Raw genomic sequence first — 12,871 nt, 5'->3', positions numbered from 1 at the left:
TTAATGGCTCGAAGGGATATATCGATCGGACGGTGCGTCGGCGATCGGAGGAGATGCACCGATCAGGCGCTCGGGATCCATTCAACGTGGTCTAGGTCACTGAGGCAATGTCCCGTCGACGAATCGATCGATCGTCGAAACCTATGGACTTCCGGCCCTCCAATGCGAGGGCCATTGATCGGCGCTAACCGACCTATAGCCGAACGGTGTTGGCCCTGCGGCCCGGCGGTGCTGCATATTTGCTCGGACAGCTTCGCCGGCGCGCCCTGGGCTCCGGCGTCCGCCCGGATGAGGACAGGCGATATGAACTCCACTGCTTCCATCGACGAGCTTCCCTCGTCCACCGCGCCCCTGGCCGGTGTGCGGGTCATCGAGGTCTCGAGTTTCATCGCAGCCCCACTGTGCGGCATGACGCTCGCGCAGCTCGGCGCCGAGGTCGTCCGCGTCGACCCGATCGGCGGCGCTGCCGACTACCACCGGTGGCCCGTCACCGAGGACGGCGAGTCCATCTACTGGGCGGGACTGAACAAGGGCAAGCGCTCCCTCGCGGCGGATTTCCGGGACCCGAACGCGCACAAGCTGATCCGGGACCTCATCACCGACGCCGGGGTGCTCGTCACCAACGCCGCGGGACGCGACTGGCTCGACTACGACGAGCTCGCCACGATCCGCCCCGATCTGATCCACGTGCAGGTCCTGGGCCGTGCGGACGGCGGTTCCGCCGTCGACTACACCGTCAACGCCGCCGCGGGCTTCCCGCTCGCCACCGGCCCCGTCGGCCACGCCGGACCGGTCAATCACCTGTTGCCGGCGTGGGACGTCGCATGCGGTCTCTACGCCGCGCTCTCGGTCGCGTCCGCGGTGCACCGCCGCGAGGTCACGGGTGCGGGCGCGAAGATCGTGCTCCCCCTCGAAGACGTCGCCCTCGCCACCGTCGGCAACCTCGGCTACCTCGCCGAGGCCCAGCTCGGCGGGCCCGACCGCGACCGGATCGGCAACGCCGTCTACGGCACCTACGGTCGCGATTTCACCACCTCCGACGGCGCGTCCTTCATGGTCGTCGCGCTGACCCCGCGCCACTTCCGCGACCTGACCGAACTGACCGGCACGACGGCCGCGGTCGACGCGCTCGAAGCCGCCCTCGGCGCCGACTTCCGCGACGAGGGCGCCCGCTACCGCCACCGCGAGGTACTCGACGCGCTGTTCGCCGTGTGGTTCCGCGAGCACACCGCCGCCGAGGTGGAGACCGCCCTGTCGGGCACCTCGATCCTGCACGAGCGGTACCGCACCTTCGCCGAGATCGCGAAAGACCCTCGCGTCACCGCCAATCCGATGTTCCAGTACGTCGAGCAGCCCCGCGTCGGCGGGCACCTGGCCCCCAGCCTGCCGATGTCGTTCGACGGCCTCCACCCCGCACCCCGGCCGGCGCCGGCCAACGGCGACGACACCGCCGCCGTCCTCAGCGAACACCTCGGCCTGACGCCCGAAGAGATCGATCGTCTCGCCACCGACGGGACCGTCGGTGTCCCCGCCGGCACCCTCCCCGCCCTCGAGAAGGACTTCGCATGACCCGTCTCGCCCAGACCCTCGGCCTCACCGAGTTCCAGACCGAGATCCTCGCCACCGTCCGGCAGTTCGTCGACCGGGAGATCATCCCGAACGCGCAGGAACTCGAGCACTCGGACACCTACCCGCAGGCCATCGTCGATCAGATGCGGGAGATGGGCCTGTTCGGGCTGATGATCCCCGAGGAGTACGGCGGGCTCGGCGAGTCGCTGCTCACCTATGCCCTGTGCGTCGAGGAACTCGCCCGCGGCTGGATGAGCGTGTCCGGCGTGATCAACACCCACTTCATCGTCGCCTACATGCTGCGCCAGCACGGCACCGACGAGCAGAAGAACTACTACCTGCCGAAGATGGCGACCGGCGAGACCCGCGGCGCCTTCTCGATGTCCGAGCCGGAACTGGGCTCGGACGTCGCCGCGATCCGCACGAAGGCCAAGCGTGACGCCGACGGCGACTACGTGATCAACGGCCAGAAGATGTGGCTGACCAACGGCGGCAGCTCGACCCTCGTGGCCGCGCTGGTGCGCACCGAGGAGGGTGCCGCCAAGCCCCACGAGAATCTCACCACGTTCCTCGTGGAGAAGCCCGCCGGCTTCGGCGAGGTCGTCCCCGGCGTCACCATCCCCGGCAAGATCGACAAGATGGGCTACAAGGGGATCGACACCACCGAGCTGATCTTCGACAACTACCGCGCCAAGGCGACCGATGTCCTCGGTGGCACTCCCGGCCGCGGCTTCTACCAGATGATGGACGGCGTCGAGGTCGGCCGCGTCAACGTCTCCGCCCGCGCCTGCGGCGTCGCCATCCGCGCGTTCGAACTCGCCGCCCGGTACGCGCAGCAGCGCACCACCTTCGGCAAACCCATCGCGCAGCACCAGGCGATCTCCTTCTCCCTCGCGGAGATGGCGACGAAGGTCGAGGCCGCTCATCTGATGATGGTCAACGCCGCGCGGCTGAAGGACTCCGGCGAGCGCAACGACGTCGCGGCCGGCATGGCGAAGTACCTCACCAGCGAGTACTGCTCGGAGGTCACCCAGGCCAGCTTCCGCATCCACGGCGGCTACGGCTATTCCAAGGAGTACGAGATCGAGCGGCTCATGCGCGAGGCACCGTTCCTGCTCATCGGCGAGGGCACCAGCGAGATCCAGAAGACGATCATCAGCAAGGGCGTACTGCGCAGCTACGCACTCTGATCCGCATCGACCCCATTCGAAGGAGAACCTTTCCGTGCAGCGAACCGTGTTCAACGAGGACCACGAGGCCTTCCGCAAGCTCGTCCGCGACTTCATCGCCAAGGAGGTCGCGCCGGTCCACCACGACTGGGAGGTCGAGGGGCATCCGCCGCGCGACTTCTACCGCCGTCTCGGTGAGCTCGGCGTGCTCGGCATCCAGGTGCCCGAGGAGTTCGGCGGGGGCGGCGAGAAGTCCATCAAGTTCAACGCCGTCGTCGCCGAGGAGACGGCCGCCGCGGGCGTGTCCTTCGGCAGCTACTCGGTGCATTCCAACCTGATCCTGCCGTACCTGCTCGAGTACGCTTCCGAGGAGCAGAAGCAGCGCTGGCTGCCCGGATTCGCCTCGGGTGACCTGATGTTCGCGATCGCGATGACCGAGCCCGGCACCGGGTCGGACCTGGCAAACATCTCGACGACGGCGAAGCTGTCGGCCGACGGCAGCCACTACGTCGTCAACGGCGCGAAGACCTTCATCACCGGTGGTGCGCTCGCCGACCGCATCCTCGTGGTGTGCCGCACGGCGCCCGCCACGCCGGAGGACCGCCGCGCGGGGCTGAGCATTCTCGTCGTCGACACCACCTCCGAGGGCTTTGCCGTGGGCCGCAAGATCGAGAAGATCGGCCTCAAGGCGTCCGACACCGCCGAGCTGTCCTTCACCGACGTGAAGGTGCCCGTGACGGATCGGCTCGGCGAGGAGGGATCCGGATTCTCTTACCTGACGCACAATCTCGCGCAGGAGCGGCTGACCATCGCATTCGGCGCATCGGCGTCCTCGGCCGCGGCGCTCTCGCACGCGATCGCGTACGTCAAGGACCGCAAGGTGTTCGGCAAGCCGGTCGCGTCGTTCCAGAACACCAAGTTCGTCCTCGCCGAGTGCGCCACCGAGGTCGAGGCGATCCGGCTCATGGTCGACCGTGCCCTCGACCTGCACGACGCCGGCGAACTGACCGTCGCGGACGCGGCGAAGGCCAAGCTGTTCTGCACCGAGGCCGCCGGCCGGGTCATCGACAAGTGCCTGCAGCTGCACGGCGGCTACGGCTACATCACCGAGTACCCGATCGCGCGGCTCTACGCCGACACCCGCGTCACCCGCATCTACGGCGGCACCAGCGAGGTCATGAAGACGATCATCGCCAAGGATCTCGGGCTCTGACCTCCGCCCGCACAGGATCCGTGCGGCGAACCGGAATCCGCCCATGCCACGGCGTGGGCGGATTCCGGTACTGCGAGCGAATTCGGTTGCGCTCCGGATTCACTCGACGATCGCGGTGGCCGGGACACGTCCGAGCACGGCCCTGGTGGCGGTGACCAGCTGCTCGAGCCAGGCGTCCGTGCCGATCGCCTGGCGCAGCGGCTCGTTCGGCAGCTCGATGCTCACCGGCAGCCCCTCCGGCAGGGCGGACCAGATCGCCGGGAGGTCGATGCCGCCCGTGCCGGGCACGAGCCTTTCCTCCCGGGCGTGCCGGATCAGTTCGGCGTGATCGCGCGGGGCGGGGGTGGCGCCGTCGCACATCTGGGCGTAGTGCAACCACTCGCGCGGGATGGCCGCCAGGTCGGCGACGGTCGTGGAAGAGCGTGCGACGTGCAGCGCGTCGACGAGCACACTGCGGGCCGGACCGTCGGCCCCGGCGACGATCTCGACGGCCGTCTTCGCGTCGGGAACCGCTGTCCACGGCATGAATTCGAGGCTCGCAACGATGCCGTAGGAGGCGCACAGCTCCGCCAGCCGCGCGTAGGAGTCGGTGAGACGGGCCCGGTCGGGGTCGTCGCCGCCGACCAGGACGGCCCGCGCCCCGAGCCGCGCGCCCGCCTCGAGCAGCGGAGCGTAGTCGGACGGGTCGAAATCCGGACCGAGACGGATGATCTCGAGATCGAACACCTCGACCGGGGAATCGGCGAGACGGCGGACGAGCGCGGAGAGCGCGGCGTCGTCCTCATGCAGCGGGTAGGCCGTGGTGCCGGGCGCCGCGGGCAGCAGACGCAGTCCGATCGTGTCGAATCCGTGCCGTTCGGCGAGATCGACGTGCTGCAGCGGCGGGGTGTCGAGGACAGTGAGGGCGGCGAGGCCGAGCGGGGTGCTCATCGGGTGGCTCCTGTGGTCGATGCGAGGCGGCGTCCGGTCAGGTACCCGAAGGTCATTGCCGGGCCCAGATTGATTCCGCCGGAGGGGTAGTGGCCGCCCATTACGCTGGACTGGTCGACGCCGACCGCGAACAGCCCGTCGATCGGCCGGTCGTCGCGGTTCAGCACCCGGGACGACGAGTCGGTGACCAGGCCGGCGAACGTGCCGAAACTGCCGGGGACGACCTTGACGGCGTAGAACGGTCCGCGCTCGAGCGGCGCGAGGGACGGGTTGGGCCACGGGTTGTCCGCATCCCCGGACTTGACGTTGAACGGGGTGGTGCCGCGGCCGAATTCGGGATCCTCCCCGAGGCGTGCGCTCTCGTTGAACGCGGTGACGGTCTTCTCGAGCCCGTCCGGGTCGACGCCGATCCGCTCCGCGAGTTCGCGGAGCGTCCGGCCCTTCGAGAGGTATCCGGATCGCAGGTAGGGCCACGTCGGGATCGGGAAGGGCTTGGCCATGCCGAGCGGGAAGTACCGCAGGTACTGCTGGTCGGCGATCAGCCAGGAGCAGATCTCCTCGCCGTCCGGCACCTGTTCGACCATTGCCAGTGTGTAGTCGTGATATCCGAGCGCCTCGTTGACGAAACGGCGTCCGTCGGCCAGCACCCCGATGACACCGGGCTTTCCGCGGTCCAGGATGTGCGGGAACACGCCTTGCCTGCCGTTGCGGTACCGGACGAGGGATACGGGACAGTATGCCACCGGCGAGGCGAGCGAACGGTCGAGGCGGCCACCGACGGATTCGCCCAGCGAGATGCCGTCACCGGTCGTCGTCGACGGCGTGAGCGTCCAGTGTTCGCGTCCGGTCGGGGTGCGGGGGAACAGCTCTCGCCGCCGGTCGAGGTCGCGGGTGAACCCGCCGGTCGCGAGGACGACACCCCGGCGGGCGGACACCGTGTAGGCGCCGTCGGGGCCCTCGAGCCGGACACCGACGACACGGCCGGACGGGTCGGTGACGAGTGCGGTGGCGGCGGTGGCGACGCGGATGTCGGCGCCGGCATCGAGTGCGGAGCGCAGCAGCCGGCCCACGAGCGCCGTCCCGTTGACCAGTTGCTGGCCCCGACGCCTGGTGGCGAGGTCGAACATGTGGGTCGAGACGCGGCGCGCGCAGTGCAGGAACGCCCGGCCCGAGCGGGTCGAGTGCAGGAAGGCCTGCAGGTCCGGGCCGGCCATGATGCCCATGCCGAGGAACGAGGTCTCGTACAGCTGCCGCCGCAGCAGCGCGGCGACGTCGGGTCCGAGGCGGCGCAGGCTCACGGGCTTCGGCGCGACGGAGCGGTGTCCCGTGCCGGCGCCGGGGGTGTCACCGTGGATGTCGGCGATGGCGGCGCCGGGGACGAACTGCAGCGCCGTGTGGTGTTCGAAGAACTCGACCATCTCGGGGGCACCGTCGAGGAGCGCGTCCACCTTGGCGGCATCGAAGTTGTCCCCGAGCCGGTGTTCGAGGTAGCGGCGCGGCTCCGAGCGGTCCTCGTGCACCCCGTCGGCGTGGGCGAACAGGGTCCGCGGCGTCCACATCCACCCGCCCGACCAGGCGGTGGCGCCGCCGCACACGTCCGCCTTCTCGACGACGAGCACGGAGGCGCCCCCGTGGGCGGCAGCCACGGCCGTGGACAGCCCGCCCGCGCCGGACCCGACGACAACCACGTCGTAGGTGAGGGATTCGGACACTGTGTCGGGGGTCATCGGAGCTCCTTGCCGGACGAGACGAGGGTGGGTGCGGGCGCGAGGTCGACGACCCGGCCGGTGCGGGAGGATTCGTAGATCGCGGCGACGACGGCCAGGGAGGCGCGGGCGTCCCGCCCGGTCACCGCGGGCCGGCGGCCGGTCAGCACGGACTCGGCGAAGTCCTGGACCTGCAGGGTGTGGAAGTCGGCGAGGCCGGCGTTGACGTCGCGGACGTCGAGATTGGCGTCGACCTCGGGGGAATACGGGGTTCGCAGCTCCACCTCGCCCGGCGCGGTCCACAGCTCGTTGACGCCCTCACGCCCCTCGGGGAACTCGAGGACGCTCGCGATCGCCCCGGTTGCGCCGATCACCGTCACGCGGTTGCCGAGGTTGTGGTTGGCGCCGGTGGTGGCGGTGATCGTCGCGGTGCCACCGGAGGCGAACGAGACGACGGCCGAGGCGCTGTCCTCGGTTTCGATGTGCTCGCCGTGGAAGCGGGTGCCGACGAAGCCACTGACGCGGACCGGCGCACCCATGAACCACTGCAGCATGTCGATCTGGTGTACGGCCTGCGTCATGAGGACGCCCCCGCCGTCGGTGTCCCACCGCCCGCGCCACGCGTCGGCCGAGTAGTAGGTCGACGGGCGGTGCAGGATCACCGACACCTCCCCGAGGACGGGAACGCCGAGGCGGCCGTCGTCGATCGCCGCCTTGATGCGGCGCGCCGCGGGCCAGAATCGGCGCTGGAACAACACCCCGAAGGTGATGCCCGCGCGGTCGGCGGCCGCGATCATCCGGTCGGCCGCGGCCACGTCCACCGCGATCGGCTTCTCGCACAGCACGTGGATCCCGGCCTCGGCGGCGGCGAGGACGATCTGTTCGTGCACGGGGTGTGGTGTGCAGACGGTGCAGGCGTCGAGGCCGAGAGCGAACAACTCCGCCACCGATCCGACGGCGTGGGCGATGCCGTGCCGGGCGGCGAATGCGCGAGCGCGCTCCAGGTCGGGGTCGCAGCACGCGACGACCTCGACGCCGGGCACCTGCTGCAGTGCGTGCGCATGGTTGCCCGCGATCTTTCCGCATCCGACGATGCCTGCACGAAGGGGCATCAGAAGTGTTCCTCTCGTTCGACGTCCCGGGCCGCGGCTTCGCCGCGGTCGAGACGGTTCAACGCGGCGACGTCCGCCGCCGTGAGTTCCACGTCCACGGCGGCCAGATTTTCGGACTGGCGCGCCGGGTTCGCCGACCGCGCGACCGGCACGACGCCCTGCGCGAGGTGCCAGGCCAGCACGACCTGCGCGCGCGTGCAGCCGACGCGGTCCGCAATCGAGGCGACGACGGGGGCGCCGAGCACCTCGCCGCGGCCGAGCGGGCTCCACGACTGGGTGAACACCCCGAGCTCGTCGTTCGCGCGGCGGACGGGCAGGCGGGCCAGCGACGGATCCATCTGGATCTGGTTGACGGCGGGAGCCTCCCCGGTCTCGGCCACCACCTTGCGCAGATGGTGGCCGAGGAAGTTGGAAACCCCCACGTAGCGGACGAGCCCGGCGTCGCGGCACTCGAGCATGGCCTCGAAGGCCGCAGCGTACCGGTCGAAACGCGGCAGCGGCCAGTGGATGAGGAACAGGTCGAGCCGCTCGAGGCCGAGGCGCTCGAGGCTCCGCTCCACGGCACCGCGAACGTCACCGGAAACATGGTCGCTGCCGCGGAGTTTGGTGGTGACGAACAGGTCGTCGCGGGGCACGCCGCAGGTGGCGAGGGCGGCGCCGACGGCGTCCTCGTTCCCGTAGATCGCTGCCGTGTCGATCAACCGGTATCCGGCCTCGATGCCGGCGAGCACGGCGCGCGTGGCGTCGGGCCCGACGAGGGGCCAGGTGCCCAGGCCGAGACGCGGCAGCGCGGTGCGCACGGAATCCGGTGCCGGCGCGGTGGTCTCCGGGTTCACGCGTCGGCCCCCACGCGCGAATCGGCGGCCGCGGTGATGCGGACGGCGACGTCGGCGGCCGTGACGAGCGCGGCATGAAGGGAGCCGCCGTCGCCGCTCGCGTCCCCGACGGAATCGACGCCGAGCCGCGGCGCGAGCCGCCGCAGCTCGGTCAGCAGGTCGGCGCGTGGCTCGACGCCGTGCGAGACGAGCAGTTCCCCGGGAGCGGGCACGGTGCGCTGTTGCCCGTTCGTCGAGATGACCACCCGGTCGGCCTCGATGTGCGTGACGACGGACGACAGGTACGTGGTGAGGTTCTCGCTCGCCGCCAGCCGGGGCAGCAGGACGATCTTGCCGCGACGGCCGACATCGTGCGCGATTGTCTCCTGCGGACCGATCATCACCACCCTCGTGCCGTGCTGGAGCAGGTCGTCGGCCACCGCCGCGGCCTCCCGGTCGGCACCGAAGATCGTGATCGACTCGGGCGCGGGGTCCCCGGAGGCGAGGAACTCCCGCACGTCGCGGATCCGTCGCGTGCCGGCACCGGGAAGGTCGATCGCCGGTCCGCGTCCGCCGGTCGCGAGGACGATCGCGTCGAAGTCGAGCGGGGCCAGCGTGGCGGCATCGACTCTCGTACCGGTGTGGCAGGTGACATTCAGGTCCGCGAGTTCGTCGCGGTACCAGTCGACGATCCGGTGGTATTCCGGGTACTCGTGCAGCCGGGAGGCCAACGCGAAATCGCCACCCAGACTGCCGCGTTCGTCGTACAGGTCGACGCTGTGGCCCGCCAGCGCGAGCTCACGTGCGGCCGCCGTGCCGGCCGGTCCGCCGCCCACGACGGCGACGCGCACCGCGGTCCCGGCCGGCTTCGAGGGCTGCTCGAGTTCGCGACCGACCCACGGGTTGACCGAACACGGGATCGGCCCGGCCGCCAGGCTGTCGATGCAGTAGTTGCAGGCGATGCAGGGCCGGTACCGGCCCCCGTCGAGGGCACGGTTCGGGAAGTCCGGGTCGGCGTGCAGGGTCCGGGCCATGCTCACGAAGTCGGCCCGGCCGGAGGCGATGATCTGCTCCGCCGTCTCGGGTGAGCTGATCCGGCCGGCGACGCCCACCGGGATGTCGAAGTCGCGGGCATACGGTTCGGCGTACGGGGCGAGCAGACCGCGCTGCCACTCCCCCGGCTGGATGATCCACTGCCCCGACTCGTAGTTGCCCGCCGAAACGTCGAGGAAGTCCAGCCGGTGCGTGTCGATCGCGTCGATGCGCTCGCGCGTCGTCTCCGCGTCGAGCCCGCCGTCGACCGCCTCGAAGGCCGAGAAGCGCAGTCCCAGAGTGATACCCGGCGCCATGGTGCGGACCGCGTCGATGACCCGGTTGACGAACAGCGTCGGCTCGGCCCACTCGTCGTCGCGGTGGTTGTATGCGGGCGAGAGGAACTGGTGGATGAGATAACCGTGCCCGCCGTGCAGGGAGATCACGTCGACGCCGGCCTCCGCGCAGCGTGCCGCGGCCTCACCGAAGCACTCGACGAGGTGCTCGATGTCGTCGCTGTCGAGCTGCTCGGGCATCTCGCCGCCGACGACCGCGCACGGGATCGGGGTGGGGGCGACCGGGACGAATCCGCTCACCGCGCCCTGCGCGGTGCGGCCCCCGTGGTTGAGTTCGACACCGACGAGCGCGCCGTGGGCGTGCACCGCCTCCGCCATCCGGGCGATGCCGGGGATGCGTTCGTCGACGTCCACACCCATCTGGCGGATGCGGCCCTTGCCGTCGGCCCGCACGTAGCTCGCCTCGGTGAAGACGAGCGCGGCGCCTCCGGCGGCACGTCGCTCGAGGTAGGCGATGTAGCGGTCGGTCATCGTGCCGTCGAGTTCGCAGTAGTTGCGTTCCATGGGCGCGGACACGAAGCGGTTGCGCAAACGGACCGAACCCATGTCCAGCGGTTGCGCGAAGGACGCGGTGGTGTTCATTCCATCTCCTGGTGGGCATCGGGACGTCCGGCCGGCGCACGGTCCACCGGCGCGGCCACGAGAACCCGGTCCGAGATCAGCTCGTCGAGGTGCTTCCGCATGCGGTCGACGTCGGGACGGATCCCGGTCAGCAGCGCGAACGTGTCGGCGGCCTGGGCGACGAGCATCTGCCCGCCGTCGAGCACGTCGCAGCCGAGAACCGCTGCGGCCGCGATCAGCTCGGTTCGGATCGGCCGGTAGACGATGTCCGCGACCCACAGCCCGGGGTGCAGGGCGCCGGTGTCGAACGGCGTTCCGGGGTGGCCGACCATGCCGATCGGCGAGGCGTTGACCACCCCGGTGCACGTGCGCAGGGCGGCGGGGATCGCCTCCGCCGGCAGAGCCGTGGCCCGAGTCGCGGGGAAGGCGGTGGACAGTCGCGCGCAGACGTCCGCGGCGCGGGCGGTGTCCACGTCGGCGATCCGCAGGTCCGCCACACCCGCGGCGGCGAGCGCGTAGGCCACCGCCGAGCCCGCACCGCCCGCACCGACCAGCACGACCGCATCCAGGGCGGCATCGGGCAGCCCGCGGCGCAGCGCCGTGAGGAATCCGCTGTGGTCCGTGTTGTGGCCGATCAGGCGCCCGTCCCGGACGACGACGGTGTTGACCGCGCCGAGCAGGCGGGCGTTGTCGGACAGGCCGTCGAGGGCCGGGATGACGACCTGCTTGCACGGGTGGGTGATGTTCAGGCCGGTGCAGCCGCCGGCGACGACGGCGCGCACCAGGTCGCCGGTGCGTTCGACGGGAACGTTCTCCGCCTCGAGGTCGAGCAGTTCGTAGCGGTAGTCGCTCACACCGAGTGCGGCGGCCTCGCGCTCGTGGAGGGCCGGCGACAGGGACGAGGCGATGCCTGCCCCCACGAGCCGGATGCGGTGGCGGGCGGTGGACGGGGTCACGGTTACTCCTACGGGGGTGGGACGGGCCCGTGGCCCCGGCGCGTCGGGCGCCGGGGCTCGGTGGCCGGTCAGACGTCGCTGCGGACGAGTTCCTGCGCCGGTCGCGCCGCCGGCGCCGAGCGACGCTCGCCCAGGTCCTCGGTGGGGGTGCGGTAGGTCTCCGGACCGGTGAGGGCGGCGATCGACGACAGCACCGCGAAGCCCAGGCACATCCAGGCGACCGGGGCCCAGTTGCTGGTGTCCCCCGCCGAGAGAATCTGCGCGACGGCGGGCGTGAATCCGGCGACGAGCAGACCGAGCATGAGGCTCACGGCCATGCCCGTGTACCGGACCCGGGCCGGGAACTGCTCCGGGAAGTAGGCCGGGTAGACACCGTTCGGCATGGCGTAGAAGAAGCCGATCAGCACGATCCCCGAGGCGAACACCAGTGGCGTGCTGCCGGTTCCGATGGCGTGGAAGAAGGCGAACACCATCGCGCCCGAGCCGAGGGCACCGAACACGAACACCGGCTTGCGGCCGATCCGGTCCGCGAGGAGCCCGGCCACGGGCTGGCTGAGTACCGCCACGAAGTTGGCGGCGGCGATCGCCCACAGCATCGTGGAGCGCTCGAAGCCTTCGACCTGCACGGCGTAGGCGAGTGCGAAGACGTTGACGATCGTGTTGATCATGGCGAACGTGGCGCTGAGGCTGATCCGCAGGACGGTGCGCCAGTGCGAGCGGAACATCTCGACGACCGGCAGGGTGGCGGTCTCGCCGTTCTCCTGGAGTTCCTCGAACACCTCGGGCTCGTCGAGCTTGCGGCGCAGCCACACCGCGACCACCGTGACGACGATGCTGAGCCAGAACGGCACCCGCCAGCCCCACGAGTACAGCGCCTCGTCGGGCAGCGATGCCACCGGAATGAACACGAGGCTCGAGATGACGATGCCGAACATGATGCCGCTCATGGTGAACGACGTGAAGAACGAGCGCCGGTGCGCCGGGGCGTGCTCGAGCGTCAGGGACGACGAGCCCGGGGATTCACCACCGGCCGACAGGCCCTGCAGCAGGCGCAGCAGCACCAGGATCACCGGCGCGGCGATGCCGATCTGCTCGTAGGTGGGCAGGCAGCCGATGACGAACGTGGCGATGCCCATCAGCATCAGGCAGGCCAGGAGGGCGTTGCGCCGGCCGAACTTGTCGCCCCAGTGCCCCCACAGCACGGCGCCGAGCGGGCGGGCGATGTATGCGACGCCGAGGGTGCTGATCGACAGCAGCGTCGAGGTGGCTCCGTCGCCGGGAAAGAAGATCTTCCCGAAGACGAGGGCTGCGGCGGAGCCGTAGATGAAGAAGTCGTAGTACTCCAGGGTGCTGCCCAGGAAACCGGAGATGGCCGCCCGGCGGGCGTTCTCGTTCGGTCGTCCGTCGGGGCCGGCAGCGTGCGTGTTCGCCATGGCGTTCCTTTCGTCCCAG

Annotated in this window: 10 protein-coding genes; 3 read left to right on the top strand and 7 right to left on the bottom strand. The window is 70.4% G+C overall.

Features of this window, described 5'->3' with window-relative positions:
* Nucleotides 1-303: 303 nt before the first annotated feature.
* The 3 genes from JYA75_RS05850 to JYA75_RS05840 are packed head-to-tail and all read left to right on the top strand — an operon-like array spanning nt 304 to nt 3,951.
* Nucleotides 304-1,569 carry a CoA transferase gene (locus tag JYA75_RS05850; protein WP_006944023.1) on the top strand — a complete coding sequence of 422 codons (1,266 nt, stop codon included), beginning with the start codon at nt 304-306 and terminating at the stop codon, nt 1,567-1,569.
* Nucleotides 1,566-2,759: an acyl-CoA dehydrogenase family protein gene (locus JYA75_RS05845; RefSeq protein WP_006944025.1), complete on the top strand. Its 1,194-nt coding sequence runs from the start codon at nt 1,566-1,568 to the stop codon at nt 2,757-2,759. Before JYA75_RS05850 ends, JYA75_RS05845 begins: the two co-directional genes overlap by 4 nt.
* A gap of 34 nt (nt 2,760-2,793) precedes the next feature.
* On the top strand, nt 2,794-3,951 hold the full coding sequence (locus JYA75_RS05840) for an acyl-CoA dehydrogenase family protein (protein ID WP_006944033.1): 1,158 nt from the start codon (nt 2,794-2,796) through the stop codon (nt 3,949-3,951).
* A gap of 99 nt (nt 3,952-4,050) precedes the next feature.
* Here JYA75_RS05840 and JYA75_RS05835 read toward each other — a convergent pair whose 3' ends face one another.
* From JYA75_RS05835 to JYA75_RS05805, 7 genes are all read right to left on the bottom strand, one after another.
* Nucleotides 4,051-4,881, bottom strand: a complete 831-nt coding sequence (locus JYA75_RS05835; protein WP_065923331.1) for a sugar phosphate isomerase/epimerase — start codon at nt 4,879-4,881, stop codon at nt 4,051-4,053.
* Nucleotides 4,878-6,608 (bottom strand): FAD-dependent oxidoreductase, encoded by a 1,731-nt coding sequence (locus JYA75_RS05830; RefSeq protein ID WP_161996801.1) that lies wholly within the window; start codon nt 6,606-6,608, stop codon nt 4,878-4,880. The genes JYA75_RS05835 and JYA75_RS05830 overlap by 4 nt, the downstream gene beginning before the upstream one ends.
* Nucleotides 6,605-7,699 carry a Gfo/Idh/MocA family oxidoreductase gene (locus JYA75_RS05825; protein WP_029546613.1) on the bottom strand — a complete coding sequence of 365 codons (1,095 nt, stop codon included), beginning with the start codon at nt 7,697-7,699 and terminating at the stop codon, nt 6,605-6,607. Before JYA75_RS05825 ends, JYA75_RS05830 begins: the two co-directional genes overlap by 4 nt.
* A complete protein-coding gene (locus tag JYA75_RS05820) occupies nt 7,699-8,535 on the bottom strand; it encodes an aldo/keto reductase (RefSeq protein WP_029546614.1) in 837 nt (278 codons plus the stop codon). Before JYA75_RS05820 ends, JYA75_RS05825 begins: the two co-directional genes overlap by 1 nt.
* Nucleotides 8,532-10,484 carry an FAD-dependent oxidoreductase gene (locus JYA75_RS05815; protein WP_203329788.1) on the bottom strand — a complete coding sequence of 651 codons (1,953 nt, stop codon included), beginning with the start codon at nt 10,482-10,484 and terminating at the stop codon, nt 8,532-8,534. The genes JYA75_RS05820 and JYA75_RS05815 overlap by 4 nt, the downstream gene beginning before the upstream one ends.
* Nucleotides 10,481-11,419 (bottom strand): shikimate dehydrogenase, encoded by a 939-nt coding sequence (locus JYA75_RS05810; RefSeq protein WP_065923328.1) that lies wholly within the window; start codon nt 11,417-11,419, stop codon nt 10,481-10,483. Before JYA75_RS05810 ends, JYA75_RS05815 begins: the two co-directional genes overlap by 4 nt.
* 68 nt (nt 11,420-11,487) lie before the next feature.
* Nucleotides 11,488-12,852, bottom strand: a complete 1,365-nt coding sequence (locus tag JYA75_RS05805; RefSeq protein ID WP_203329787.1) for an MFS transporter — start codon at nt 12,850-12,852, stop codon at nt 11,488-11,490.
* Between the last annotated feature and the right edge of the window lie 19 nt (nt 12,853-12,871).

It is taken from the genome of Rhodococcus sp. PSBB066, from assembly GCF_017068255.1.
GTDB lineage: Bacteria > Actinomycetota > Actinomycetes > Mycobacteriales > Mycobacteriaceae > Rhodococcus > Rhodococcus aetherivorans.
The sequence above is the reverse complement of the archived record's forward strand: the minus strand, read 5'-3'. Positions and strand labels throughout refer to the sequence as shown.